At 65.5% G+C, this 25902-nt stretch carries 23 protein-coding genes; 19 read left to right on the forward strand and 4 right to left on the reverse strand.

Annotation, left to right across the window (positions count from 1 at the left end; translation table 11 throughout):
* The 16 genes from sctC to W930_RS0120170 form a co-directional block, all read left to right on the forward strand.
* Positions 1-1086 (forward strand): type III secretion system outer membrane ring subunit SctC (gene sctC / locus W930_RS28250; RefSeq protein WP_152552665.1); only part of this gene is annotated, 1086 nt, incomplete at its 5' end.
* Positions 1073-2215, forward strand: a complete 1143-nt coding sequence (gene sctW, locus W930_RS0120100) for a type III secretion system gatekeeper subunit SctW (protein WP_023872766.1) — start codon at positions 1073-1075, stop codon at positions 2213-2215. The genes sctC and sctW, both read left to right, overlap by 14 nt.
* Positions 2157-4304: an EscV/YscV/HrcV family type III secretion system export apparatus protein gene (locus W930_RS0120105; RefSeq protein ID WP_272945132.1), complete on the forward strand. Its 2148-nt coding sequence runs from the start codon at positions 2157-2159 to the stop codon at positions 4302-4304. Before sctW ends, W930_RS0120105 begins: the two co-directional genes overlap by 59 nt.
* Positions 4305-4332: 28 nt before the next feature.
* Positions 4333-5676 carry a FliI/YscN family ATPase gene (locus tag W930_RS0120110; protein WP_023872768.1) on the forward strand — a complete coding sequence of 448 codons (1344 nt, stop codon included), beginning with the start codon at positions 4333-4335 and terminating at the stop codon, positions 5674-5676.
* On the forward strand, positions 5660-6121 hold the full coding sequence (locus tag W930_RS0120115; protein WP_080685078.1) for a hypothetical protein: 462 nt from the start codon (positions 5660-5662) through the stop codon (positions 6119-6121). Before W930_RS0120110 ends, W930_RS0120115 begins: the two co-directional genes overlap by 17 nt.
* Before the next feature lie 71 nt (positions 6122-6192).
* Positions 6193-7173 carry a hypothetical protein gene (locus W930_RS0120120; RefSeq protein ID WP_023598128.1) on the forward strand — a complete coding sequence of 327 codons (981 nt, stop codon included), beginning with the start codon at positions 6193-6195 and terminating at the stop codon, positions 7171-7173.
* Positions 7167-8087 (forward strand): YscQ/HrcQ family type III secretion apparatus protein, encoded by a 921-nt coding sequence (locus W930_RS0120125; RefSeq protein ID WP_023598127.1) that lies wholly within the window; start codon positions 7167-7169, stop codon positions 8085-8087. The genes W930_RS0120120 and W930_RS0120125 overlap by 7 nt, the downstream gene beginning before the upstream one ends.
* Complete coding sequence (locus tag W930_RS0120130) at positions 8077-8721, forward strand: EscR/YscR/HrcR family type III secretion system export apparatus protein (protein ID WP_023598126.1); 645 nt, start codon at positions 8077-8079, stop codon at positions 8719-8721. The genes W930_RS0120125 and W930_RS0120130 overlap by 11 nt, the downstream gene beginning before the upstream one ends.
* Before the next feature lie 12 nt (positions 8722-8733).
* A complete protein-coding gene (locus W930_RS0120135; RefSeq protein ID WP_023598125.1) occupies positions 8734-8997 on the forward strand; it encodes an EscS/YscS/HrcS family type III secretion system export apparatus protein in 264 nt (87 codons plus the stop codon).
* A 1-nt stretch (position 8998) separates the two neighbouring features.
* On the forward strand, positions 8999-9796 hold the full coding sequence (gene sctT / locus W930_RS0120140) for a type III secretion system export apparatus subunit SctT (protein WP_023872770.1): 798 nt from the start codon (positions 8999-9001) through the stop codon (positions 9794-9796).
* Between the two features lies 1 nt (position 9797).
* Positions 9798-11012 carry an EscU/YscU/HrcU family type III secretion system export apparatus switch protein gene (locus W930_RS28255; RefSeq protein WP_023872771.1) on the forward strand — a complete coding sequence of 405 codons (1215 nt, stop codon included), beginning with the start codon at positions 9798-9800 and terminating at the stop codon, positions 11010-11012.
* 284 nt (positions 11013-11296) lie between these two features.
* A complete protein-coding gene (gene sicA / locus W930_RS31085) occupies positions 11297-12397 on the forward strand; it encodes a type III secretion system translocator chaperone SicA (RefSeq protein WP_269465661.1) in 1101 nt (366 codons plus the stop codon).
* On the forward strand, positions 12394-14115 hold the full coding sequence (gene sctE / locus W930_RS0120155) for a type III secretion system translocon subunit SctE (RefSeq protein WP_023872774.1): 1722 nt from the start codon (positions 12394-12396) through the stop codon (positions 14113-14115). Before sicA ends, sctE begins: the two co-directional genes overlap by 4 nt.
* A gap of 16 nt (positions 14116-14131) precedes the next feature.
* Complete coding sequence (locus tag W930_RS0120160; RefSeq protein WP_036656230.1) at positions 14132-15172, forward strand: IpaC/SipC family type III secretion system effector; 1041 nt, start codon at positions 14132-14134, stop codon at positions 15170-15172.
* Between the two features lie 53 nt (positions 15173-15225).
* Positions 15226-16416, forward strand: a complete 1191-nt coding sequence (locus W930_RS0120165; protein WP_023598119.1) for an IpaD/SipD/SspD family type III secretion system needle tip protein — start codon at positions 15226-15228, stop codon at positions 16414-16416.
* Positions 16416-16967, forward strand: a complete 552-nt coding sequence (locus tag W930_RS0120170) for a hypothetical protein (RefSeq protein ID WP_023598118.1) — start codon at positions 16416-16418, stop codon at positions 16965-16967. Before W930_RS0120165 ends, W930_RS0120170 begins: the two co-directional genes overlap by 1 nt.
* 60 nt (positions 16968-17027) lie before the next feature.
* On the opposite strand, the gene W930_RS0120175 is transcribed toward W930_RS0120170, so the two are convergent.
* Positions 17028-18758 carry a winged helix-turn-helix domain-containing protein gene (locus tag W930_RS0120175; RefSeq protein WP_023872777.1) on the reverse strand — a complete coding sequence of 577 codons (1731 nt, stop codon included), beginning with the start codon at positions 18756-18758 and terminating at the stop codon, positions 17028-17030.
* A 274-nt stretch (positions 18759-19032) separates the two neighbouring features.
* Between W930_RS0120175 and W930_RS0120180 the strand changes: the two genes are divergently transcribed.
* From W930_RS0120180 to W930_RS0120190, 3 genes are all read left to right on the forward strand, one after another.
* Positions 19033-19572 carry a hypothetical protein gene (locus W930_RS0120180; protein WP_141570591.1) on the forward strand — a complete coding sequence of 180 codons (540 nt, stop codon included), beginning with the start codon at positions 19033-19035 and terminating at the stop codon, positions 19570-19572.
* Entirely contained in the window at positions 19569-19901 is a 333-nt protein-coding gene (locus tag W930_RS0120185) for a hypothetical protein (RefSeq protein WP_023598115.1), read from the forward strand. The genes W930_RS0120180 and W930_RS0120185 overlap by 4 nt, the downstream gene beginning before the upstream one ends.
* A gap of 68 nt (positions 19902-19969) precedes the next feature.
* Positions 19970-22351, forward strand: a complete 2382-nt coding sequence (locus W930_RS0120190) for a hypothetical protein (RefSeq protein ID WP_145929411.1) — start codon at positions 19970-19972, stop codon at positions 22349-22351.
* A gap of 817 nt (positions 22352-23168) precedes the next feature.
* Here W930_RS0120190 and W930_RS30495 read toward each other — a convergent pair.
* The 3 genes from W930_RS30495 to W930_RS0120210 all read right to left on the reverse strand — a co-directional run bounded on the left by W930_RS30495 (position 23169) and on the right by W930_RS0120210 (position 25840).
* Complete coding sequence (locus tag W930_RS30495) at positions 23169-23552, reverse strand: CesT family type III secretion system chaperone (RefSeq protein WP_023598112.1); 384 nt, start codon at positions 23550-23552, stop codon at positions 23169-23171.
* The gene (locus W930_RS30500) at positions 23515-24462 is read right to left on the reverse strand and encodes a hypothetical protein (RefSeq protein WP_023872781.1); all 948 of its coding nucleotides are present in this window, start codon (positions 24460-24462) and stop codon (positions 23515-23517) included. Before W930_RS30500 ends, W930_RS30495 begins: the two co-directional genes overlap by 38 nt.
* 115 nt (positions 24463-24577) lie before the next feature.
* Complete coding sequence (locus W930_RS0120210; protein ID WP_028731260.1) at positions 24578-25840, reverse strand: hypothetical protein; 1263 nt, start codon at positions 25838-25840, stop codon at positions 24578-24580.
* Positions 25841-25902 lie beyond the last annotated feature (62 nt).

Genomic DNA, 25902 nt, shown 5'->3' on the forward strand with positions numbered 1-25902 from the left:
CCTCCCCCATTGCCGCCACAACTTCCGCTATCGCCGAATGCCGACGGCTCGCCGGTCGGCACGGTCGATACCCCCGCCGAGCGCCGCGCGCCACCCGCGGGCTCACTGATCGTGAAGGCGTATCCGGCGGGCAACAGCCTGCTCGTGCGCGGCACTGCGGAGCAGGTCGAGCGTGTCGAGCGATTGGTCTCGCGGCTCGACCGGCCGCGCCGGCATATCGAACTCTCGCTCTGGATCATCGACGTGCGCAAGGAGGCGCTCGATTCGCTGGGTGTCGACTGGTCCGGTGGCGTGAACATCGGCTCGCGCCTGGGGCTCGTGCTCAATGCCACGACGCCGCTCAGTACGCTCGACGGCATGCGTTTTCTCGCCAGAATCCAGGCGATGGCGTCGAACGGGCAGGCGACGGTCGTGTCGCGTCCGGTAATCCTCACGCAGGAGAACATTCCGGCCGTGTTCGATGGCAGCCAGACCTTTTACGTGCCACTCGAAGGTGAGCGCACCACGGACCTGCGCAGCGTGACGTACGGCACCATGATCAGCGTGTGGCCGCGTTTTGCCGGTCAGGGCGAGATCGAGATGACGCTCAATATCGAAGACGGCACCAGCACCCCGAAGCGCGAGGGCGACGGCGAGAGCAAGTACACCGTGCTACCGACCGTGTCGCGCACGCGCATCAGCACCATCGCACGCGTGCCGCAGGGCAAGAGTCTGCTTATCGGCGGGTACACGCGCGACAGCGGCGACACGGTCGAGAAGAAGGTGCCGCTGCTCGGCGACATTCCGTTGCTCGGGCGCGCGTTTCGCTACACGAGCCAGGCGCGGAACAACGATGTGCGCGTGTTCCTGATCCAGCCGCGCGAGATTGCCGGCCCCATGGAGCGCGACGCGAGCGACATTGTGGCCGACACCATGACGGCGTTGCCCGGTGCCTTGAGCGGCGTTGGACGGGACGTGCGCGAGGCGACCGGACTCCTGCCGCCGCAGCCGCCGTCGAACGCCGTGCCGGCTTCCCCCGTCGTGCCGCCCGTGGCGCGCGACGAACCCTCCACTCACGACACGGGAGTCGACCGTGACAAGTCTTGATGCCATTCGGCACTCGCCATCGTTTTCCGAAGCGCCGGCCAAACCGCAGGGCGGCAGGTTCTCTGCGGCCAAAGCGGTCGAAGATGACGACGGGCCTTTGCGCCTGCTCACGGGCGGGCCTGTTTCGGACATCGTTCGCGCGGCCTGCTCGGCGGATGAGGGCACTGCTGCCGGGGCGCAGTTCGGAGTGCGTTCCTCGCTGCGGCGCCGCGAGGGTCAGTCGGTCGACGACAGCTATGCGTACCTGCTCGACGAGGACGCCCCGCAGAAGATTCGCGCGATTCTCGCGACGACGTGGGTGTCGCCCGAGGCATTGACCCGTCTGCTGTACGACGCGTTTGCCGACATCAGCGACCGCTGGCTCGCGCTTCAGGTGCTTGTGACCGAACGCGACACGCTCGATGCGCATCGGCAGGCGGCGCTCGACACGGTGCTCGCTCAGGCGCAGGATGTTCCGGCCGATGCCGTTCGCGAGCGCAAAGCGGGGATTCACTGCGCCATCAAGGCGCGGTTGACGAGCGTTGAGATGCGCCTCGAATACACCCCGGCCATGTTGCGCGCGACCTATCGCAGCTTTCTGAGCAGCGACGCGCCCGATATCGAGGTCTACCAAAGCTGGATCGCAGGTTTCGGCTACGAGCGTCGGGCGCTGGTTCTCCAGTTCGTGGAGGGTGCGCTTGTCGACGACATGCAGTCGGCCGACCCGAGCTGCACGCCGACCGGGTTTCTGACGCCGCTCGCGCGTCTGGGTATCCTGCGGCGTCTGCGTTCCTGCGAGCGCACGTTCGTCGCGCAGGTCAGCCAGAGTCCCCATGCCGCACCGTTCAACTCACGCGAGGAAGACTGGCTGCATTTCGTGCTCGCGGTGCTGACCGACCCGGCGACGCTCGACGAATCCATGCGGGAAGTGACCGGCAGTGCTGCGCTGTTGCACGACAACGGCGCGCATGGCCGCCTGATCGGCCTGCTCCACCGCGCGTGCAGCGCGTTGCCGGGCGAGCCGTTGCAAACGCAGCAGGCGCGCGAAGCGCTGCTCGACGGCCTGCGCCTGCTGGCGGGATCCGCCTACCGTGGCGAGCGCAGCGACGGTGCGCTCGATCCGGTATCGCGTCATCGCCGGAGCGTATGAGATGCCGGCGGCATTGCTCAATGACCTTCGCGGGCGTCCCGAGATTGTCATCCTGATTCTGATGTCATGTGTGATCGCGATGCTCGTGATTCCGCTGCCGACCTATCTGGTCGACTTTCTCATCGGGATTAACATCGCACTTTCGGTCCTGCTGTTCCTCGGCGCGTTTCACATCGAGAAGATACTCAACTTCTCGTCTTTTCCGTCGATGCTGCTCATCACCACGCTGTTTCGTCTGGCGCTGTCGATCAGCACCACGCGGCTGATCCTCATCGACGCCGATGCAGGCAAGATCATCGACTCGTTCGGCCAGTTCGTGATTGGCGACAGCCTGGCCGTGGGGTTCGTTGTGTTCGCGATCGTCACGATCGTGCAATTCATCGTGATCGCGAAGGGCTCGGAGCGCGTGGCCGAAGTGGCGGCTCGCTTTTCGCTCGACGGCATGCCGGGAAAGCAGATGAGCATCGACGCCGACGTGAAGGCCGGCACGCTCGACAACGATGGCGCGCGCGAGCGCCGCAGCGTGCTCGAGCGAGAGAGTCAGCTTTACGGTTCGTTCGATGGTGCGATGAAGTTCGTCAAGGGCGACGCGATCGCGGGCATCGTCATCATCTTCGTCAACCTGGTCGGCGGCATCATCGTTGGCATGACGCAACGCGGCATGGAACTGAGCGGTGCGCTGGCCACCTACACGTCGCTGACCATCGGCGACGGACTGGTGGCGCAAATCCCCGCGCTGCTGATCTCGGTGGCGGCGGGCTTCGTCGTCACGCGCGTGAACGGCGAGGCCAACAACATGGGCCGCACCATCATCAGTCAGCTGATGGGCAACCGCTTCGTGCTCGGTGCGACCGCGCTTCTGACGCTGGTCATCGGCACCCTGCCGGGGTTTCCTCTGACGACGTTCGCGCTGCTCGCCGGCCTGCTCGCGCTGGCGTGCTATTTCGCGAAGCCGGAGGCGCTCGCCAGGGGCAAGCGCGCCAGGGCGGCCGACACGTCCGGAGCGACCGGGGGACGAGCGGAACCGGGCCGGGGCGCGGTGCCGGGGACCAAAGCGCATAGTGCGCTCATGTCCATCGACGATCTAGACAGTCTGGCGCCCTCGACGGCGCCGCTGGCGGTGGTGCTGCCCGAGGCGCAACTGAGCGCCTTCGAAAGCGCGGCGTTCCCGCAGCGTGTTCGCAGTCAGTTCTTCAACGACTTCGGCGTGCACCTGCCCGAGATTCTGTTGCAGGGATCGACCGCACTCGATGCCACACGCGCGTCGGTCTACATCAACGAGGTGCGCGCCGACGAGTTCGTCGTGTTCTACGATCGGGTGCGCGTCGATGCCTTCACCGGCGAAATCGCCGCCCTGGATCTCGACCCGCTTTTCTCCGGCGCGGAGCGCGGACGCTGCGCCTGGGTGACCCCCGAACAGGGAGAGATGCTGCGGGCCATGCACCACGTCGTGCATACGCCGGCCGACGAACTCTACCAATGCCTGGCTGTGCTGTTCACGCGCCACGTCAACGAGTTCTTCGGCATTCAGGAAACGAAGAAACTGCTCGATCTGGTCGAGGGCCACTACCCCGATCTGGTCAAGGAAGTACTGCGCCACGTGGCATTGCAACGGGTGTCGGAAATTCTGCAGCGCCTGGTGATGGAGCGTATCTCGGTGCGCAACATGAAGCTCGTGATGGAGGTGCTTGCGATGTGGGCGCCACGGGAAAAGGACGTGCTCAATCTCGTCGAGCACGTGCGCGGCGCGCTGGGGCGCTACATCTGCAACAAGTTTCTGCGCAACGGGGAACTGCGCGTGGTGATGCTCTCGGCGGACGTCGAGGAGAGCGTACGCCGTTCGATTCGCCAGACTGCGGGCGGCGCATTCGTCAACATGGATCCGAAGGACGCGGAAGCGCTGCTCGATCGTGTTGCGCTCGCACTCGATGCATCCGGCCGCGCGCACAAGGAGGTTGTGCTGCTCGCCTCCGTTGATGTGCGGCGCTTCGTCAAGAAGCTGGCCGAGACCCGCTTCCGGGATATGGAAGTGCTGTCGTTCGGCGAACTGGTCGACGGTGTTTCGGTGAACGTCATCAGCACGATATGAGCGTACGAACGTGAGATCGAATGCCTCCATGAACGCCCCTGGGAAACGTGCCGCAGCGCTCGTCAAGCGCCTGGCGCTTGTGTCGCGCATCGCCGGGCACACGGCGGAAGCCCGTCTGCCGGGCGTGAGTATCGGTGAGATCTGCGAAATTCGCCGCACGTGGCGCGAGGCGCAGGTAGTCGGGCAGGCGCAGGTCATCGCCGTGCACGACGATCGGGCCATCCTCAGCCTGTTCGCGGCCACGCAGGGGCTGTCGTGCGACTCCGCACTGGTGCCGACCGGACGCCAGGCCACTTGCCGCCCGCATGAGTCCTGGCGTGGCGCCGTGCTCGATGCCGGCGGGCGCATCGTCGACCGGATCGACGGCGCCGACCCTGCTGAACGAAGCAACCGTCGCGGGGGCGAAGCGCCGCGCGGGGGGGGCGTCGAGCGCGCGCTGCTGGCCCCGGCGCTGTCCTACGAAGCGCGGGTGGGGGTGGACGTCGCGCTGCACACGGGCCTGCGCGCCATCGACGCGTTGCTGCCTTGCGGCGTTGGCCAGCGCGTGGGCATCTTCGCGCCGGCGGGCTGCGGCAAGACATCGTTCATGAATGCATTGATGGCGGGGGTGGATGTCGACACGACGGTGGTCGCGCTGATCGGCGAGCGCGGCCGCGAAGTGGTGGAGATCGTTGACGCATTGCGGGCCTCGCCGGGCGCCCGGCGTTGCGTGGTGATTTTCGCCACGTCCGACGCACCGGCGGTCGCGCGTCGAAACGCGGCGCTGCTGGCCACGACAGTGGCCGAATTCTTTCGCGATCAGGGGCACCGTGTTGCCTTGTTCGTCGACTCGCTAACGCGCTACGTGCGCGCCTGTCGCGACCTCGCGCTGGCGACGGGAGAAATGCCCATGCGCGCCGGTGTGCCGGCATCGGTCTATTCGAGTCTGCCGCAGTTGCTGGAGCGTGCGGGCGCCGCGGCGTGCGGCAGTATCACGGCCTTCTATACCGTACTGGTCGAAGACGATGAGACGACCGATCCGATGGCCGAGGAGATTCGCTCGATTCTCGACGGACATATCCATCTGAGCGCGCAACTGGCCAATCGCAACCACTATCCGGCCATCGACGTGCTGCGCAGCGTGAGCCGTGTGGCCACGCGCGTGGCGTCGCCCGAGCATCTGAGGCTCGCGGGGGCAATGCGCACATGCCTGGCCCGTCTTGAATCCCTGCAAACGCTCGTCGACCTGGGCGAATACCGCCCGGGCGCAAACGCGCAGGACGATCGGGCGATGGACGCAAAGCCACAAATCGAAGCCTTTCTTCGGCAGGGCAACGGACAGTGGACACCGATCGACGACACCCTGGAGCGGCTGCATGAAATCGTGGGCTGACGCGCGACGCATGGGGCGCGGCGCTTTGCAGATGAAGCGATTGCAGGAGCGGGAACTGCAGGACATTGCCGCGCGCAGCGCCACGCTGTCTGCCAGGTACGACCAGCTTGCCGCGCAGCGCGACGCCCTGGCGGCGCTGATCGAATCGTCGCGGCTCGCGCATGTCGATGCCGAGCTGGCCGAGCTTCGCGGCGAGATGCGCGCCGTGGCGCTGCTGCGGGCGCAGGTGCGTGAGCTGGAAGTGAGGCTGACCACGCTCGAGGAGTCGCGCGAGCAACTGGCCACGGATCGCGAAATCGCGGAGGTGGAGTGGCGCCGATGGTGGCGCAAGGAAACGAAGTATTCACGCATGGCGGAATCGATGCGTCGAGACGCGCGCAAGCGCGCCGAATGGATCGAAGCCGGAGAACTGGAGGATCGCCAATCATGGAAAGCTCGGGACTGAAGGGCCCTGTCGGGGCAGCGGGAACGGCGTCGGCGGCGGAATCCGTCGAGGGGGCGGAAAGAGACCGCTCCGTGGCCGATCGATTCGAGGACGCGCTGCGCAAACGCGAGGCCGGCAAACGCAAGCCGGACCCGCAGCCGGGGGGTGTTCCGACGTGGCTGCCGTGGCTCGCGACGTACGAGCCGCAGCTGTCGCTCAATGTCGATGCGCGGCGCGCGGCACTCGCTGCCGACGTCGCCGAGCGCGCTCACTTGGCGGGGCAGCGCGACGCCGGGGAGGCAGCGCCGCTCCCCGAGCGCACGCAACGAGCGGAGCGCACCGATGCGCCGGGCGATGCCTCAGACCGCATCCGGGAGAAAACATCGGCGCAGACCTCGCCGGACGCCGCCGCCGCCGTACGGCGCAACGACGGTGGCGCGGATGCACCGGACGCCCGCGAATCGACACGCCTGCAGACGATCGCGATTCGGGACGCGGGAGCGAGCGAACGACATCACGCGACGGTCGGTGGGACAGCGACCACGGCAGCGATCGCAGGCCATGACGGGGCTGCGTCGATGTCCGGCCGTGGCGGGCACGACGTCGGCGAGCGTCGCAAGGGCGAGCCCGGCCCTGCTGGCGTGGCCGCCGTCGGCCCGCTTCCGGCTCCCGGGGTGCCCTGGCAAGGGATGCCGCCGCGTGCCGCGGCCCCGATGCGAAGTCCTTTCATGCGCACGGGATCCAACGTTCGGCACGAGGCATCGTCTCGCACCGGCGCCGTGCCCGCTCCAGGCATGCGCTATGCGTTCCAGCAATGGGGCGACGGACATTTCGTGCAGATCAGGGCCGCCGAGATCGATGGGCAGCCGGGGTTCGTGCTTGGGGCGTCGGACCCCACCGTGCAGCGCCGTTTATCGGCGATGTGGTCGGCGGCGTCGGATGCGGGTGCTTGTGTCGCCGGGAGCGGGGTCGCGGTGCACGCCATCGAACCCGTCGGCGCCGATCCGCAATCGGGGGGCGAGGGCGGTGAAGGGAGTGAAGGTGGTGAAGGTGATGAGGGCGGCCCATGCTGAGGCTGCGCCGTGTCGACGAAGCCGCGGCGCGCCTGACGGCAGCCGCCGATGCCTGGCGCGCGCGGGGGTGGGCGGCCACGCTGGAACATCTGCCCCGCATGGGCACCTGGATTCAGGTGCAGGACACCTCGCATACGTGGCAGGGCTGGGTCGAACCCGGCATGTGGCTCGAAGGTGTGTCGCATGAACTGGCGTCGCTGGCCTGCAGTGCCGACTCGGAGCGACTGGCGGCACGTCTGTTTGCGGTGAGTTCCAGGCCGTTGCATCTGCCGATGCCGGAGCTGCGCTACGACATGCTCGACGTCGCATCGCCGATCGACGGCGTTGCCTTGCCCGAGGGCCGACTGCTCAAGGTACGCGCTGCGGAGTGTCCGGTGTGGCTGGCACGTGTGCCGGCCGTCGAGACGACGCGGCGGTTCGACGCGGGTGAAGCGAGCGTTTTTCTGGACATGGAGATCGGGCGCAGCCGGACTACCGCCGGGATGTTGCGCTCGACCGGACGGGGTGACGTGCTGCTCATCCGCCACACGCGGCGGCGAGTCAGTTGCCGTGGGCTGACCATCGGCAGTTATCTATACGAGGAGGGAAGGGTGATGCTGGAATTCGACGAGCAGGCCGCGCCGGGCGCGGGCGACGACCCGGAGGGCTTCGACGCGCATCTACCGGTGCCGGCACCGACGCTCGAACACTTGCCGGTCGAACTGGTGTTCGTGTTGCAACGCGAGCGCATGACGTTCGCCGAACTGCAACAGGTCGGCCACACGCACATGCTCGCATTGTCCCCCGGGGCGGAGCAGCGCGTGGAGGTGCGCGTGAACGACACGCTGCTGGCCAGGGGCGAGCTCGTGCAGCTCGACGGGCGGCTCGGCGTGGAGATTGATCAATGGTTCGCGGGGAACGCGCATGTGGAGTGATGTGCCGTCCATCGGCATACTGAGCCTGTTCACGCTGCTGCCGTTTCTCGTGGCGTCGGGCACCTGCTTCGTCAAGTTCTCGATCGTCTTCGTGATGGTGCGCAACGCGCTCGGCCTGCAACAGGTGCCGAGCAACATGACGCTCAACGGCGTTGCCCTGCTCATTTCGCTGTTCGTGATGCTGCCGGTGGCCTCCGCCGTGATGGATGCCTATCAGGCCAACCCCGTGAACTTCGGCGACCCGAACTCGGTGCGCCGCTTCCTCGACGATGGGCTGTCCCCATACCGCGACTATCTGGTGAAGTATGCCGACCCGCAACTCACGCAATTCTTCGCGCGCGAGGAGGTGGGGCGAGACGCGGGTGATATCGGCGCCGGTGCTGCGTCGCCGTCGATCTTCGCCCTGCTGCCCGCCTACGCACTCACGGAAATCAAGAACGCGTTCACCATCGGCTTCTATCTCTATTTGCCTTTCGTGGTGGTCGATCTCGTGGTGTCGAGCGTGCTGCTCTCGCTGGGCATGATGATGATGAGCCCGGTCACCATATCGGTTCCCATCAAGCTCATTCTCTTCGTGGCGATGGATGGCTGGTCGCTGCTTTCGCAGGGGCTGGTTCGCCAGTACCTGCCATGAGGAGCGCCGCAGATGGATAACCTAGTGTTCGCTGGCAATCGCGCGCTGTACCTCGTGCTGATCCTCTCGGTGGCACCCGTGGCGGTCGCCACGCTCGTCGGCCTGATCGTCGGTCTGCTGCAAACGGTGACACAGGTGCAGGAGCAGACCTTGCCGTTCGGACTCAAGTTGCTCGCCGTCTCGGTAAGTCTGTTCGTGCTGGCCGACTGGTATGGCGAGACGTTGGTGAACTTCGGCATCACGGTCATGCGACTGGCCGTGGCGGGGAAGTCCTGAGATGGGTGCCAGCCTGGTCCTTGCACACCATGACGGCATACTGGCCGCCGCCATTGCTTACGCGCGCGTGGCGCCCACGATATTCCTGCTGCCGATCCTGAATGCCAACGTACTCTCGGGGGTGGTGCGCATTGCGGTGTCGATGTGGATGGCCGTGGGCGTATGGCCGTATCCCTATGGTGCCCCTCTCGCGTTGAACGGGCCCGTCTGGGCGCTATTGGTTCGCGAGGCGAGTGTCGGCCTGTTGCTCGCGGTGGCGCTCGCGTTTCCCTTCTGGGTGTTTCACGCGCTGGGCGCATACATCGACAATCAGCGCGGGGCCACGCTCAGCAGCGTGATCGATCCGGCCAATGGCGTCGATACGTCGGAATTCGCCGGATTCTGCCAATGGTTCGGTGCGGTGATCTATTTGCACCTGGGCGGGATGTCCTGGCTGCTCGAGGTGCTCGCGCGCAGCTATCGCGTGTGCGAGCCGTTCGGCGGCTGCGTGTTGTCCGCCACTCGCGTGTACGAACTGCTCGACGGACTCGTCGGGCATGCCATCGCGATCTCGGCGCCCGTGGTCGCGGCGCTGTTTCTCTCGGAGATGGTACTCGGACTGCTCTCGCGCTTTGCGCCGCAGGTCAACGCCTTCGCCCTGTCGCTGACGATCAAGAGCGTGATCGCCTTCACCATCCTGCTCATTTACTTCTCGGCAACCCTGCCCGAGGCACTTGTCGCCCGCGTCATGCGCCCCGACGACGTGGTGCGATGGCTGTCGCCGGCTTCGCCGGCGCTGACGACCGGCATGGAGCGCTAGCATGGGCGAAAAAACCGAGAAGCCAACGCCGAAACGTTTGCAGGAAGCCGCGCGCAAAGGGCAGTCGTTCAAGAGCAAGGAACTGACGATGGTGATCCTCGTCTTCGTCGGCCTGCTCTTCACGCTATCGACAGACCCGTTGCTCTGGTTGATGCAGGAGTACCGCCAGGTCCTCGCCGACGGCCGGTTTGCGGACCCTCAGGGCTACGCAGTGGCGTTGTTTCGCCATGGACTCCAGATGATCCTGCCCGTGCTGGTCGTGTGCACCGCCGCCGCCGTGCTCCCCACGCTGCTGCAGACCGGCTTCATTTGGGCGACACAGGCGCTCAAGCTCAATTTCGGAGCCGTCAATCCCATCCAGGGTGCCAGGCGCATCTTCAGCGCGCGAACCCTGAAGGACGCCGTCAAGGCCGTGCTTTACCTCCTGAGCTTCGCCGGCATTGCGACGGCGCTCTGGTGGGACGCCAAGGGTCTGCTGTTCGCGCAGTCGCACATGAGCGTGGCAGGCGTGGGGGCGGCATGGGTCGCGTTGTCCGCGAAGCTTGTCTGGATTTCGCTGATATGCGTGGCTCCGATCGCGGTGCTCGACGCGATGGTCGAGTACTGGCTTTTCATGCGCGATCAACGCATGGAGCTGCATGAGGTCAAGCGCGAGCGCAAGGATTCCGACGGCAATCCCGAGATCAAGCAGCGTCGGCGTGCGCTGCATACCGAAATGCTGTCGGAGGCCGTGCGTTCCGACGTTCGCGACTCGCGTCTCATCGTCGCCAACCCCACGCACATCGCCGTGGGCATCTACTTCCGTCCCGATGTGATTTCGCTGCCGTTCATCTCGGTGATGGAGACGAACCAGCGCGCGCTTGCGGTACGGCGCTACGCCGAGTCGCAGGGTGTTCCCGTGGTGCAGGACGTGGCGCTTGCACGCCGTTTGCACCAGACGCATCGTCGATACACGTTCGTATCGATCGAGGAAGTCGACGCGATCATGCGACTGCTGCTCTGGCTCGAAGACGTGGAGCGGGCCGGCATGCAGGAGGCGTGGGAGAGCGCGGCGCCGACGGAAACCTCGCTTGGAGTGCCGCTGGCGCACGACGTGTGCGTCGACGGACAGCGCGATGTGGACCGCGCCCGTGAAGTCGAGTGGCAGGGTCCGGGCCGCCCCTTGGAATCGCATGACGAAGTCGCAGAACCGAAAGAAATTGACCCGCCGCGATAGAACGCTTTTTGGAAGTCGTGCAGATGGCGGATTGCTTTAATGAAGTCATCGGGATGCCGGCAATTGCGATACGCGGCAAAGCAGTGACCCACTTTTACGTAATCCCGGGAGGACCGATGGTACGGCAGGAAAGGCGTCAATTCATCCGCATGCGTGATACCTGCATGCCTGCGGACACCATTGAGTCAGTCTCGGCGTCAACGCCGTCGGAATGTCTGCGAGCGCTGGCCCGACAGGCCTTTTCCTTGATGGTGCACGCCGCGCGCGATGGGAGCGCCTGCCGCGTGGACCTGCCTTCGGAGCGCGACCTGTTTCCCCGTAGCGTGGCTCGGGCCGATGCGACGACGATCCGGCGCCGGGCCGAACGTGTTGCATTGCGCGACGCCGCCCGCTGTGCGTTGGAGCGATATGCGCAAGCGCGTGAGGCATTCGCACGAAGCCAGTTGCGCGCCATTCAGACCGACACGACGCTGGCCGAGGTGCAAACGGTGCTCGACATTCTGTCGCCAGGCGATCCGCAATATGCCCGAGCCGACCGGCAGCGCTATTCGGCCATCGAGGAGGCGCGCGGTGCGGCGGCGCTGGCCGACGCCCGCTATCGGGCGGTGCGCGACAGCGGCGTCGAGTCGTGGGTGCGTTGTCTGTCGTGCATGCCCGATGCGCCGCCTGCGCACCTGGTCGCGCGCCACGGCGAAAGGGTCTCGCCCACGGGCGGCGGCCGACGTCGCTTCGGCAATTCCCATCGCTCATTGGTGTCTGCCAACAGGCTGGCAGGCCGAAGACTGACCCGAAATCGGGTATCGGAAGGAGGTAGAACGATGACACACGCGGCAACGCAGTTGGAAACGGAAGACAGTCGCATGACGGGCGCGATCTGGGAGGCTGTGTTGGCAGGTGCGAGCCTGAAGGATATTCATGGCATTCCGAACGAAACCATGGATGGCCTGTACGCACACGCCTACGATTTCTACAGCAATGGCCAATTGGCACAGGCGGAAGCGTTCTTCCGCTTCCTTTGCATCTACGATTTCTACAATCCGGAGTACATCGTGGGTCTGGCGGCCGTGTGCCAGCTCAAAGAGGAGTATCAGAAGGCGATCGATCTTTACGCCATGGCATTCGCCGTCGGCAAGAACGATTACCGGCCGGTCTTCTACGCCGGGCAGTGCCAGATGATGATGCGCAACATGACGCTCGCCAGCGACTGTTTCGCGCTCGTGTGCGAGAGCAGCTGTGACGCCGACCTGCGTACGAAGGCGAGGGCGTACCTGAACGCATTGGAGGCGGCGCATGCCGCGCGGCCGGCGACGGAGGATCCAACGATGCGCGAACTTGCGCCGGCGCCAGGCGTGACCAGCGTGTCCAATGACAAGGAGGCGGCGTGACGATCACTCTTGCTCCGGGCCTGCCGCCGATCTTGCCGACGCTTGACAAGGCGCTGGACGAGACCCTCCGGTCCGACAAACCGGACCCCGGCGCATCGGACCGCCCCGCATCCCTGCGCAGACTCGCGTTGGAGGGTATCGCGCGCACGGACGCGAACGACCGGAACCCGTCACTGAACGCCGACACCCCGGAACTTGAGCCACCGCCAAACTCGACGCGCGCCAACCTGACGCTATTGCTCGGTCGAATGCGCGAAATCATGGGGTCGTCGTCGCTGTCCGAGTTGCAGAACCGGCTCGCGCAATGGGAGGCGCAGTCCGCCGCGCAGCAGGCGCTGGCCGATGCGCGCGGCGAAGCCTTCAAGGAAGCCCTGGCCGAAGCCCAGAAGGCGCTGGAAGCGCTCAAGGCGGCCATGGACGCGTTGGCGCAGGCGCAGGATGCGCTCGAGCGTGCCAGGTCGCGTCTGTCGCAGGCCAAGGCGCGGCTCGACGGGCTTACCCCCGGTACGCCCGAACACGATGCGGCGCTTGCGGAGTACGACGCCGCGAAGTCGGAACTGGAGGGGGCCACAAGTCGCTATCAGAGCGCCAGGACGGCCGTCGACGGTGCTTACGACGCGGCGAAGGACGCGATGAAGCGCAGCGACGACGCGTTCGAGACGTTGAGCAACGACGGCGTCCGCCAACCGGGCGACAAGGACAAGCAATATCTCGACGATCTGGACGAGTTGTTCCGCCTCATGGGCCTGTTCGCCAAGCTCCTGGGTGACAGCGCGGTCAAGGGCATCGAGGAGGACATGAAGTTCTTCGACGCACTGCGCAAGACGCGCGAGAACGACATGCAACGTCAGAACGAGGAATACAGGAAGAAGGTCGAGAAAGCCGGCTTTCTCGGCAAGCTGTTCGGCGTGATCGGCAAGGTCGTGGGTGCGGTCCTGGCGGTGGTGGGGGTGCTGGGCGCGGTCTTCACCGGGGGGGCGAGCATGGCCATGACGGTCGTCGGCGTGGCGCTGCTGGCCGATTCCGTGATCGGCGCCGCGACCGGTTTCTCCGTTGTCAGCGAGGCCCTCAAGCCAGTCATGACGCACATCGTGCAGCCGCTGGCGTCGCTTATCGGCGATGGCATTTCGGGACTGCTGGAGAAGGCGGGCGTGCCCAAGGACACCGCCGACATGATCGGCGGTGTCGTGGGGGCAGTCGTCGCGGCGGTCGTGGTCGTGGCGCTGATTGCCGTGGCTGTTGTCGTTGGCGGCGGCACGGCCGCTGCCAGGCTCGGCAGGATGCTGGGCGATCTCGCGGGCGACCTGCTCAAGAAGATCGTGCCGGATCTGGCCCGCGAGGCGCTGAAGTCGGGCGCCTCGATGGTCACGAACCAGTTCGCGGCGCTCGCCACGAAGATCGGGCTGAAGGAAGGCAACGCGAGGGTGTTCGCCAACATGCTGGAGAGCATTCTCAAAGTCGGTGAGCTGGGATTGGGCGCGACACAGACCGGTGGTCAGACCGCGATCGGTATTCTCGACAAGGAAGCTGCCGATATTCGCGCGGACCTTTCGGTGTCTCAGGAGGTGCTGGAGAACGTCAAGGAATCCGTCAAACAGGCGGCCGACCGGTTTGCGGGCACCGAGGGCGTCATCAGCCGCCTGGTCTCCCAGATGTCGGACGCGGCGAAGGCCAAGTACGAAGCGCAGCGCTTCGCACTCAATCACGTGCGTGCATGAATCCGAGGAGGACATCATGAACATTGTGGATACGGGGCGCCCCTACGCGCCAAACTGGGTCGATCCGGTGCTGTCGCCCGGGAACCCTTCGCCCGGACCGCTGAAACTCGACGTATTTCGGCCCGAAGGTCAGACGGACGACCCGCGCCGCCCGTCGTTGAAGCTGCCGCCACCGGACGCGGATCGGGACGGCGCGATCGATCTGCTGAACCAACTCAACGATTCGGACACGGCCGACGCACCGGGCGCCGGCGACGGGCCAACCGGTGACAGCAGTGACAGCGGGGAAGGCGGTGGCTCTGATCACATTGGCGGCATCGTGTCGAACGCGGCCGTCCTGCTGGCGGAAATCTTCGCCTTGTATCAGAAGACGTTCGACAACTCGATCCAGCTGCGCAACACGATGAGCCGGATGAACGCGCAGGCGGTGCTGGCGTCGGCCGAGTCGATCCGGCAGCAGGGCTTGTCCAATATGGTGGGCAACATCACGGGTGCGTCGCTGCAACTGGGCATGGCCGGCGCCGGCGCGTTCAAGAGCATGCAGGGACTGTCGGGGGAGCGCAATGCGATGAAAGCGCGCGCCACGGCACCGGACGGTGCGCCGCCGCAAACGATGCCTCCGGGAACGGCTGGGGTGCAGCCGTCGGTCGATACGCCATCAACGACGCAGCCACCGCCCGGCCGACCCGATGCCCCCGCGCCTGCGCCCGATCTCGCGCCGGCGCCCGATGTCACACCCGCGCCAACGAATTCGCTCGCCGACGAGATGGACAACATCGCGAAAGTCGCGCAGGCCAAGGGCACCGCGCTGACGATGCTTTCCCGGCCGGTGGGCGATATCGCGACAGCCGGCGGCACCTTTGCCGAACGCCTGGCGATGCAGGAGCAGAAGCTCAACGACGGAGCATCGACCGTGAACAAGAATTCCGCCGACAGCATGCAGGACGTGGCGAACCGTGATAACGCGTTGCTTGCCGAGATGCTCAGGGCGATCGACAGTGTCGCGCAGTCGAGGTCCGGGGCCATGTCAAACATTGCCGGCAATATCCGCGCCTGAGGCCTCCAGTGCGCCGGTGACATCGAACGCGTCAGACCACAAGGGAATGCACTATGAACTCAATTTCCGACGGGCGTCTTCCGCCGCTCCCGTTACCCAACGACCTGCGGCTGCAGCCGCTCAATCGACTCCAGGAGGCCGGGGTGGACGGCCCCGGCGAGGACGGTCCTCCGTTTGACGATACGGCGAGGGATACCCCGGACGACGCCAAAGCACTGTCCGAGGGGCTCGCAAGAAGCGCGGCGCGGTTACTCGCGCAACTGGAGGCGATGAACGACGCACTGGGCAAGCGTGACAATCCCGGCGAGCTCGACGATTTGCGCGACGACGTGCGGGTGGCCGCGCTGGATCTTGAAGCACGCCTGCGAGGACTGTCGGCGGTCGACGAGCCCATTGCGCCGGATGTTCGCAACGCCCTTCTGGATGCGCTACCCGGACCTGGCCTTCGCAACCTGCCTCCCGTCACGACGGACAGGCCCCCCGGTGTGACGAATCTGCCGCCGGTGGCGCCGCCCCCGTCCGACAGACCGAAGCCCGATGCCGAGCCGCCGCTGATGCCGAGGGTGAACAACACGCCGCCGGAGGACGAGAAAGACCCCTACAGCGACTCGAAGCTCTGGGAGGATATCGCCGATTTGATCGGCGATATCAAGGACGGCTATCTGGATGTCTATTCCGAAGCCGTCGCCAAGTATCTGGCGTTCAACAAGGCACTCAGCGATCTGATCTCGAAGCTGTCGGGCTGGATCAGCACCAGTTCGGACGGCAAGGAAGTGACGCTCAACATCGGTGAACTGCGAAAGGCGCTCAATGACATCCTGGCCGAATTCAAACCGCCGAACAAGAACTCGGTGTTGTATCCGAAGCAGGACAAGGACAGCAACGACATTGAAGGCGGCACCAAGGAGGATGCCGAGAAGTGGGCGCGCGACTTCGGCTTGCCCGAGTCGAGCGTGCAGGAACAGCCCGAGGGAAGTGGGAAGTGGGTGGTCGTCATCGATACGTCGCCGATCGATCGAATGCTCGACAGCATTCCCAAGGACGGCGACGAGAAGAAGATGAACCCGTTCGAGCTCGATATCTGGCGCTCGGGATTCACGTCGCAGGAGAATCAGGTGAAAACAATGATGCAGCAACTGATGCAGCGCTACACCACTGCGAACTCGACGTACGACAACCTGGTGAAGGTGCTCAGTTCCACCATCGCCTCGACGTTGGAAGTCGCAAAGGGGTTCCTCCGGTAATGCACCAGATAGGTATCCTCAGCCATTCCGTGCGCGGTCGTGGCGCGTTGCATCTGCCGTTGTCCGTGGATCCGGAGGCGGGCTTCCGGGCAGGGCCGCTGCGCAATCTGCCGTCGCAGGCCTACTTCTCGCGGTTGCTTCGCACCGGCGACGCGCAGTCGCTCGGCGTGGCGTTGATGATGGTGGTGCGCGATGCGTTCGATCCGTCGCCGCTTTCGGACATCGCGCTGCGGCGGCAGTGCATCGCCATGCGCGACGCCGTGCTGCCGCGCGACGCGATGCGCCAGCGCGAAATTCTCGACCGGTTCGCGCGCGGCGAAGCGAAGCATCTGGGCGATGCGTTGGGCCACATGATGACGCTGCTCGTCGCCCACCCTCAGCGAGACGCGCTGCGCACCTTCGCGTCGCAGTTGTTTCAGCGCGATTCGCTCGCGGTGGCGCAGATCTGCCGGAATCCGCTCGTCGCCACCATGCTCGCCGGCATCGGGCTCTTTCCAAAACCGAAGCCGCTTTCTGCGCATTCGGCAAATTCGGCGCACACGCTGCAATAACACAGCGTCGACGCCACCGTTGCCAGGCCCTGTCGTCACCGGCAGGGCCTTTTTGCGTTGTCAGATCGAGAACAGTGACTCGAGCCGCGGATCGTGGCGGTAGAGGCGCTGCCACGGATACCAGTCCGAATGCATGCGACGCCACGCCTCGCGGGCAGTGGGCAAACCCTGGGTGCGCAGAATAAGGGGCAACAGTCCGGCGCGCACCTGTCTTGGATCGATTTCCGCGAGCAGTTGCTCGGCGGCGCGTCGGGCGCCGTTGCCGCCGCGCGCCAGTTCAACGTAATGGCGATTGACGCGCAGCAGGCCCGTATCGTCACCGGTTTCGCGAACGGCTTGCACGAGCGACTCGGCCTCGCTGTGACGGCACTGGTGCGACAGCATGGTTGCCATGGCGCTGATCAGCACCGGGTGATGCTGCCCGAGGCGTTGCAGGTGTTCCCTCGCGAACGCGATGGCGTCGTCGGTGCGCCGGTCGAAAAACAGCGCCCACGTTTTCAGGATCGTGGCGGCGATGAGACTGGGGTCGTGTTCGAGCGCGATGTCGAGCGCCATTTCCGCGGCCTTGGCTTCGCCCTTGAGAATGCAGTGCCAGGCGTGGTGATAGCGCACGTAGGGATTGGAGGGCGCCGACCACAGCGCGCGATCGAACAGAATGTTTGCCACGCTCGATTCGAACTTCATGCTGTGCAGAATGGCCAGCAGACTGATCGCATGCGGATCGCGCGGTGCGAGGGCCAGCGCGGCCTCCACTGCCGCACGGGCGCCGTGCAGTGCAGCCTTCTGATCGAACAGACCGAGATGCGCGAGGGCGAGGTAACACTCGGCCTGACCGCAATATGGTGCTGTGCGCGAGGCGCCTTCCCCCACGCATTGGTGAAACAGCTGCAACGACTGGCGCAGGCTCGACGGCGTGTGCTGCTGGAGTTTGAAGCGCGCGTGCAGAAAAGTGGTGGCGCAATCGAAAGTGTCGAACGAGTGCGAGAGATGCACCGACGCGCCCAGACCGGGCAGATGCTTCGTGACAATGTCGGTGATGCGAATCTCGATCGGTAAGGTGGCGCTCGTCCCCGCTGCGTTCTCTGCGCCACGTGCACCGCTTGTACCGTTCGTACCGTTTGCACCGGTCATGGCACCGAAGTCGGTCAGGGCAAAGTCTTCGCTGAACTTCAGCTCATGGCCGTCGGAGCGCACCAGTTCGATGCGCAGCCGATCGCTGCCGATGGCATGCCCTGTCACATAAAAATCCGGTGTGAAGCGCTCGACGAACTCGGCGATGTCGTGACATTCGAGCACGGTGCGGGTGATTGACGCGGGCAGCACGCGCAGCCCATAGGCGGTGTATTCGAACAGGCGCGTCACGAGCCGGTCGTGCAGCATGAGGGTTTGCGCCATGGTCGGCAGGCGAAACGGCATGATGGCCAGGGTGCAAAGCGCGGCCGCGCGGGTCGCGGCAGACACAATGGCCACCGATCGGCGAATCCGGTACCCGGTGCCGTAGACCGTCTCCACGATGCGGTCCGATTTCTTCTCGCGCAGCACGCGCCGGATCGCGTAGATGCAGCGTGTCAGCGACTCCTCGCTGACATCCTGGTGCGGCCACACGAGACTGAGCAGCTTGTCCTTGGTGACGATCTCTCCCGAGGCTTCGAGCAGGGTTCGCAGCACCGCCACTTCCTTCGGTGGCAGGCTGATCTGACGGTCGGCCTGTTTGAGAATGCCGTTGGCGTCTAGCGAGAAATCATCGAACAGGTAGACCTTGCCGATGTGCGGTGAGCTGATCTGATTCACTTGCCGTCTCTCCTGCCGGTCAACCCTTGCCCCGCTCCGCGCGCCTGCGGCGGATCGCGGCATGACCGGTGTCGCGCAAAGGACGAGTGACTTGTGCGAATTCGGGTGCATCGGCGCAGGGGGGGCCAGGGAAATCATGTTCCTCAAAGCGAGGAGACTATGCGACGAACGATCGCTCGCGTGGGTGGACGCCCCGAAAAATAGGCTAAATCCCTGGAAAGGAGGGTAGACGGTACCCATGGAACTGTTCTACATGGGCGAAAGATGAAATGCATTGTCACAACAACACCGGGATGATGCTCGAAAGCAAGTCGCGTTCCCGAATTCCGACTACCTATCAGAAATCATGGATGTCCCCACTGGGTTCGGCAGGTCGATATCGTCGACCGACCTTCGCAGGCATATCGCGGCACACCCGGTGCGTGTGCCGATCGATGCGCCACCGGCCTTGCACGGCCACCTCTCGATGGCCTCCTTGTGCGATGCGATGCGCGAGCGTTGGGAAGTCGACGTGACGCTGCGCCGGGACGCGATTTTTTTCGAAGCGCTTGACCACGATGTCTACGTTATCCGGCACGTCGACGGCACCCACATCGAGCGCCGCATGCCGGATGCCGACGATGACGCCGCCGCGCTGGCGCTCGGCATGAACCCCACGCTGTTTCGTCGGCGGATGGCTTTCGGTGTGAGCGGACCGGCCCTGGTGCTGCATCGCTATGTGACACCATGGGAAAGCCTCGACGGATGTCTATCGGCGGTGCGCGATTTCGTCGTCGTCTCGGATCAGATCAAACGCGAACTGGTGCCGGTATGAGCACCGACATTGTCGCCTTGCTGCTTGCTTCGCTGCCCGACACCGTCGGGGATTTCCTGCAGGCGCGCGCCTCGCACGACGCCGACTCGTTCTGGTTACTCGAATACTCGCGAGGCGATCTCATGCTGCTGGTTGCGCCGTCGAAGGGCGCGCCGTTGCCCGAGGTGCGCTTCGGCGAACGCACACCCGAATGCGATTTCTGGTTGTACGGGCCGACCGTCATGGGCGCGCGCTGCATGCATCTCATTCACGGGAGTGGCGTGGGCGCCACGCGCGCGGCGATCGTCGCCTGCGTGGAAATGTTCCTGCGCAACGTGATTTCACTGTGACGCCCGCATGCGTGCATCGTGCCGATGGCACGCGCAGGCGTCAGAACATTCTGAGGAGAGTTCGTCCCATGACTACTGTACCGATCCCTTCGCGTATCGGCATCCAGACGGCATGCGCGTCTGGCAACGCGTCGCCGGTCGTCATTTCACATAACGAAGGCGATGCGCGGGTCGGGAGTGACCCCCGGTTGCTGCATGCGGCCAACGGCAGCGACGAGATACCCGCCGTTCGCCTGACGCGACCCGCGCCCCCGCCCCCCGTTTCGCGTGCGGAAGCGCGGGCGGCCATGTCCTCGCTCTGGAACGTATACGTGCAATGCCGCAAGACGTTGGGGCTCGACGACAGCGGGAGGAAGCACGACGATCTGAAGTCGCGCGTCGAGGCATTCATGAAGGCATCCGAGCGCGCCGAAATGGACGCGAAGGAGCTCCGGCGCGCCTGCGATCTGTTTGGCACGATGCAGCGGGCGCTGACCCGTCACGCCGACGCCGCCCCGCGGTTTCCCCGCGTCTATGAGAGTGCGATGTACGTGAGCCGTGGATTGAAGTGGCAATTCAGGGCAAGTGCGCACGAATCGATCAAGCGCAAGCTGGATCAGGCGCTTCATGACCGGTTGGCATCAATGAAGCCCGGTTCCTCCGAGTCGATGAGCGCGTCGCTCGCATCGGGGGTGAATGTGATACCCGGCGTGGGCGTCAAGGCAGGCTATGGCTACGACACGGGGCTCTCGTTCACGCCGACCGAATGGCTGGTGGACACGTCGGGCCACAGGATTTCGCTCGCCGGTGACACGCAACTGCTGGGCTTCATGAAGGCGGAGCTCAAGCTCTCGGGTACGGCGTCGCGCTCCGAGACCTACGCGTCACTGTCGGACTATGTGGCAAGCGCGAGCCACAAGACAAAGACATGGCTGCGGCAGGGGCCCCTGACTCTGATCGCCAAGATCCGCGATCTCTTCTCACTCTCGTCAACCTACGAGCGCGACGTGGAACGTGCCGATATCAGTCGTCACTTTCTCGACAAGCACATGCGCAATCTCTGCGGCAAGAGTTTCGACATCGTCGGGCGCGACGTGCAGCGCGGCCCCATCGAGCGACATGACACGCTCATCGGCGAGGTGAGCGGGGGCGCCTCGGCCGAGATCGGCGTGTCGGCCAACGTGAAGGTGGCCGCGCGCAAGTACATCACGCTCAAGCACGCCGAGATGGACATTCTGTCGCTCGCGGAGTCCAAGCCGCACGAGGCGCGTCGGCTGTTGTCGAAGACCCGCCTCGTGCACGACGCGGCGTCGCTGATCCAGGCCGCCCATGCGCACATCGAAACTTCGAGCGAGCGATTCACGCTCGGTGCGATGGCCGGCATCGACGGCGGGGGGCGCAAGGCGATGGAGGCTGGCGCCCAGCACCTGCTCGAGCAGTTCGCGCTGCTCAAGCTCGACGGTGACCTGCCGCCCGACACGGAGTCGCTGTTGATGGACGTCTTCACGGAAAACCAGCGCATTCTCCGGCCGAAGGCACTGGCGGTTCACCAGCTCAGTTGTCGTCAGAACAAGTGGCAGGCCGAGCTCGACGCCGGGGTGCGGATGGGGGTCGGACTTCCCGTCGGTGCCAACGCCACGGTGACGTTCGAGAAGGTCACCGAGGATGAAGACGCCAACTACTGCGGCAACTTTCTCAACGTGACGATATCTGGCGCGGTCAACGCGCTGGGCTCGGTCATGGAGTCGCTCAATGCGGCCGGCGTCAGGGCGGGCGGCACGTGGGGACTGGCCGATATCGAGAACGCCCTGCGGGCGGGGGATGTCTCGTACGAGGCGGGCGTGGTGAGCACGCTGCGCTTCAAGTTGAAGGAAAGCGGCATTGCGCTGATGTACTCGACCCGGGGGGTTCAGACGACGCTCGGTGGCCAGTTGAGCGTGCCGTCGACGCCAATCTCTGGCACGGTCGGTATGACGCAGGTGACCCATTCCGCGGACATGCTCACCATCGGCAGCGGTTGCCTGGATCTGCTCGCGCCGCTGGCGCGCATGCGACTGGCCAAGCCCGATTTCGGCGGTCCGGAATGGTGGAGCGGATTCGCCGAGAACCACAGGAAGGAGTTCGACGACACGTTCGCCAACATCGCCGAGCGTCGTCCGGGCACGCCGCTCGAGGACGATCTGCAGCGCATCGTGCGCGAAGTGCCCGCCACCCGGGCTTTGCTCGATACGCTGACCGAGGCGGCGCGCCGCCACGCCGAAACGCCGACGCCGTCGCATCGCGCCGAGGCCAACCGGGCATTGGCCGACTTCATGCTGGCCTACGTCAAAGGGGGATATGCCGAGAAAACCTCGAGCCACTGGAGTCTGTCGACCGATCGGAAACGCCTGCCCCAACGCGAGTCGAGCCCGCCGCCAGTGCGACCGCAGCGCGCGCCGTTCTCGCAGCAACGCGCCGGCGGCATGGCCTGACAGGCTTCGGGCCATGTGAGCGAGCGCGTGTCGCGTGACTTCCAGCCGGCGTGGTCGGCGCCAAGCCATGCCGGCGTCAAATGGCGCGCTACTTACGTGCCAATGACGCCCCGACGCAGCGTCATTGGCGCATTGATGGGGGGCGCCCGTCCGGCCAGCCCTCGCTCAACGTTTTGGTGGTATCGGTGCCGGTGGCGGTCGCAGGTCGGGTGCCGGGGGAATGCCAAGCGACACCGCCCGCACCGGGGGCACGCCGACGCCTGGCGCGCCACGTCGCATGGAGAGGCTGTCGCCGTTGGCGGCAGTCGCTCGCTGTCCCTGCACGTTCGGCGTCGAACCGCCCGCCGGTCGCCTCGACGGTGCGGTGTTTCGGCTCGGCGAGGCGGTCTCGCCGCGCGCGGGCACGCTCGGACGCACTGCCGCCCGGACCGTCAACGATGGCACGACCCTCATGGGCTCGAAAGGAGGATCTTCACGTGCCGCACCTGGTGCGCCGGGTGCCGACACGCGCGTCGGGCGATGCGGGATGACGACCCATCGCAGGACCGTCAGTCCGGCGAAGATGGCGCGCACCCGGGCGGCGAAGGCACCCCAGCGTCGGTGCTTCGGCCCGCGCTTGTCGCGCGACACGAATTTGTCGGTCCGTGTGTTCTGCTGCGCAGGCAGACGAAAGTCCATGCCGCCGTATGAGACGCACACGCCACGCTTGGCATGTCCGATACGGGTGTGCGGCGGCAGTTTCGCAAGGTCGCGAGGCGGGGTGAGGCGTCCTGAGATGGCGTTGGGCATGGCGGTGGCGCGCGATAGGGGAGCGGGGTCAGGCGGCTTTGGGCATGGCCTGGGCGACGTCGAGCAATTCACCGAACGCGTTGGCCAGGGTCGATCTGTCATGACCGAAGAGCGGCAACTTGACCCAGCAGTTCAGCACGCCGTCGTCATTCAGGGAGAACACGGGCTGAATGGCGTCGGCGCGCAGGTGGTTGGCCTGCAACGCGACGAGCAGGGAATCGGAGGTGATCGCGTCGTTGAACTCGGCGAGCATGAACCATGACGCCTGGTCGATCGCACCGAAGTGCACCGACATGCCGTCTTCGACGTCCAGGCTCACGACCTCCTGATCCGGCGCCGGCTCGAACGCCGCGAAGCCGATATGCCGAAGCAGCTCACTGACAACGTTGTGAAAGGGGTGAAGATCGTGCATCGGGAAGCGTCCTGGACAGAGATGAGGGGGCGATCGCCTGAGCGCTCGGCTCGATGGCTGCGCGGCTGTGTGACGGGCCGGCGGGCATTTCGCACGGCAACGCGATGTTGCGACGATGGCGAGAGCGGGCAAGGCGCGCGAGCTCCTGGTACTGGCGAAAGGTCGGATCGAACGACTGCGCGCCGATACGGATGTCGCGCAGTACCGCATCGACCGACGCGTTGCCACGCTCGAGCAATGCGGCGGCAGCCAGCCACATGCCGAGCCGCGCGGCACGGTGACCCGATTGAAGCACCGGATCGTGCGTGACGAGATCGCGCGTTTCGGCATGAAACAGGCTGTGGCGTCGCATGTGCTGCGCCGGCGTGGTGGCCTTGATGCGCTCCGTCGCATAGTGCAGATGCGAGAGCGCGTCGGCGCGAACGATGGGTTCGCCGTCATGGGTCCACGCCTGGAGCGCCGGAAACGTCACGACCTCGTTGCCCTGGGTGATCGATACGACACATGTGCGCAGATGGGTGCCGTCGTGTCCGCACGCCCCCTGCGCCACCACGTAGCTCGCATAGGCGATGTCGCCGAAGCGCGCGCTCGTCGTACGCAAGGGCGGGTATATCGCGTTGCGCGCCCGCAATTCCTCATCGGAGGCAAGCGCGATCAGTACCGAAGGCGGTGCGATGAACCAGCGCCGCAGATACCGCTCGACATCGCTGGCTTTCGGGGGCTCGCGTCGCAGGGCGAGGGTGCGCTTTGCGTATGACATCGCCTGCGACTCGCGCGGCAGCTTGAGCGCGGCCGCGGACGCCGCGTCGATGTGGCGATCAGGCGTGCCGCGGGCCGCGCCGCCGCGCGCGCGGGACGCGGTCGATGCCCGACGGCTGCCGCCGGGGGTGTCGTTCGCGGGTGGCAACATGGTCAATCTCCTTCAAACGATGGCATCGCGTAATGTGGGGTGGCGAAATTCGGGAGGGCCGGCGTGCGCTGACGCGGCCGCGCCGACGGGCCGCCGCGCGGGACTTCGCACGCGGCTAGCGGTGCATCAGCAGCGGCACGCGCAGATCATCGGCGAACGCACCGATGACGTCGAGCTGATGGGTCGTGCCGATGAGTTGCGGCGAGCCGGTCAACCGGATATCGGTGACGACCTCCTCCACACTCAGGCCCTCGGGCGAGCCGCGAGACAGCGCGAGCGCGGCAACGAGCACGCCTGCGATGCCGTCGGTATCGTCGAACACCACGACGGGACATCCGGCGGTGCCGGCAGGTGCGCCACGCGCCGCCGTGTCGTCGGGCATCGGCATGTGCCGCAGGGCGTTCTCGACGAACTGAAGCGTCTGCGTGACATACAGCCGGTCGGACGGGACATCCGGCGTGTGACGATACGGCGCGTGCAGAACGGAAAACGTGACGTCGCGCTCGCATGAGCGCAGCGTGGTCGAATAGGCGCTGAAGTCGGTGACGAATTCCGCCGCCGTGCTCGTCGTGACGTGCCGCCGTTGTACGCGAATCGGCCCGTCGTGACGCTCCGCGCCGTGCGGCTCGCATTGCGGTGTGACATGCACCACGACCGGCGGGCGTAGCGTCATCAACATGCCCAGATAAGCTTCGATCGCGCCGGGCTGTGGTGTCTGGCACACCACAGCGAGCGGGCGATCGCCGACGCGCACGACGCTCGCAGGCAGGCACGTGCCGTCGTGCGCGCGCAACGCGGTTTGCCGTGCGACCCAGAGCCTGCGCTCACGGCTGCCTGGCAACTCACGGTGGTAATGATCGCGGTAGGGAGAGTCGCGCTCGGTGAGCAGCTTGTAATGCCCCACGACGTTCTGTGCCGAACCCATGCGCAGTTTGAGTTCGGACAGCGCGTCGTGCGCGCGGCTGTGCTCGAGAATGTCGATCGCGCAGACTTCCGGATTGCCACGCCAGTCGAGCTGTCGCCGGATGCTTTGCAGCACGCGTTGCTTGACGCAAGCCGACGCGTTGCGCACCAGCCAGACGATGACAAACGGCTGGTCGAGCCGCATGGCGCGAAGGCCCGGACGCGTTTGCGCCACGCCGCGTGCGGGCAGACTCGCCAGCGCGAGCGAGGCGAGCGCCATGTCGCGCGCGCGTCGCCAGAGGCGAGGGTGCCGGTATGCGCTCCATCCAATGAGCAAAATGAGCTTGCCGTCGCGCGTCACGCCCACGGTCGTCCTGGCAGGATCGATCGCGTGCCGGCAGATCAACTGATGCAACTGTTCGGCCTCGAGGCTGGTCATGGTGGCCGCGTTGATCTGGGTATGGATCGATGCCATGCGTGGTTCGTCTCCCGAATTCTGAACGTTCGTCGGCCAATGGTCGTGGTCGGCGAGCGATG

The sequence above is a fragment of the Pandoraea sp. E26 genome (genome assembly GCF_000681415.1).
Classification (GTDB): Bacteria; Pseudomonadota; Gammaproteobacteria; order Burkholderiales; family Burkholderiaceae; genus Pandoraea; species Pandoraea pnomenusa.

Bases quoted from the DNA above. Each gene is read 5' to 3' on its own strand.
- W930_RS28255 (WP_023872771.1), top strand. From the start codon at position 9,798: ATGGGCGAAAAAACCGAGAAGCCAACGCCGAAACGTTTGCAGGAAGCC.
- W930_RS0120125 (WP_023598127.1), top strand. From the start codon at position 7,167: ATGCTGAGGCTGCGCCGTGTCGACGAAGCCGCGGCGCGCCTGACGGCA.
- W930_RS30500 (WP_023872781.1), bottom strand. From the start codon at position 24,462: ATGTTGCCACCCGCGAACGACACCCCCGGCGGCAGCCGTCGGGCATCG.
- W930_RS0120190 (WP_145929411.1), top strand. From the start codon at position 19,970: ATGACTACTGTACCGATCCCTTCGCGTATCGGCATCCAGACGGCATGC.
- W930_RS0120165 (WP_023598119.1), top strand. From the start codon at position 15,226: ATGAACTCAATTTCCGACGGGCGTCTTCCGCCGCTCCCGTTACCCAAC.
- W930_RS0120115 (WP_080685078.1), top strand. From the start codon at position 5,660: ATGAAATCGTGGGCTGACGCGCGACGCATGGGGCGCGGCGCTTTGCAG.
- W930_RS30495 (WP_023598112.1), bottom strand. From the start codon at position 23,552: ATGCACGATCTTCACCCCTTTCACAACGTTGTCAGTGAGCTGCTTCGG.
- sctT (WP_023872770.1), top strand. From the start codon at position 8,999: ATGGGTGCCAGCCTGGTCCTTGCACACCATGACGGCATACTGGCCGCC.
- W930_RS0120210 (WP_028731260.1), bottom strand. From the start codon at position 25,840: ATGGCATCGATCCATACCCAGATCAACGCGGCCACCATGACCAGCCTC.
- W930_RS0120110 (WP_023872768.1), top strand. From the start codon at position 4,333: ATGAACGCCCCTGGGAAACGTGCCGCAGCGCTCGTCAAGCGCCTGGCG.
- W930_RS0120170 (WP_023598118.1), top strand. From the start codon at position 16,416: ATGCACCAGATAGGTATCCTCAGCCATTCCGTGCGCGGTCGTGGCGCG.
- W930_RS0120130 (WP_023598126.1), top strand. From the start codon at position 8,077: ATGTGGAGTGATGTGCCGTCCATCGGCATACTGAGCCTGTTCACGCTG.
- W930_RS0120135 (WP_023598125.1), top strand. From the start codon at position 8,734: ATGGATAACCTAGTGTTCGCTGGCAATCGCGCGCTGTACCTCGTGCTG.
- W930_RS0120160 (WP_036656230.1), top strand. From the start codon at position 14,132: ATGAACATTGTGGATACGGGGCGCCCCTACGCGCCAAACTGGGTCGAT.
- W930_RS0120185 (WP_023598115.1), top strand. From the start codon at position 19,569: ATGAGCACCGACATTGTCGCCTTGCTGCTTGCTTCGCTGCCCGACACC.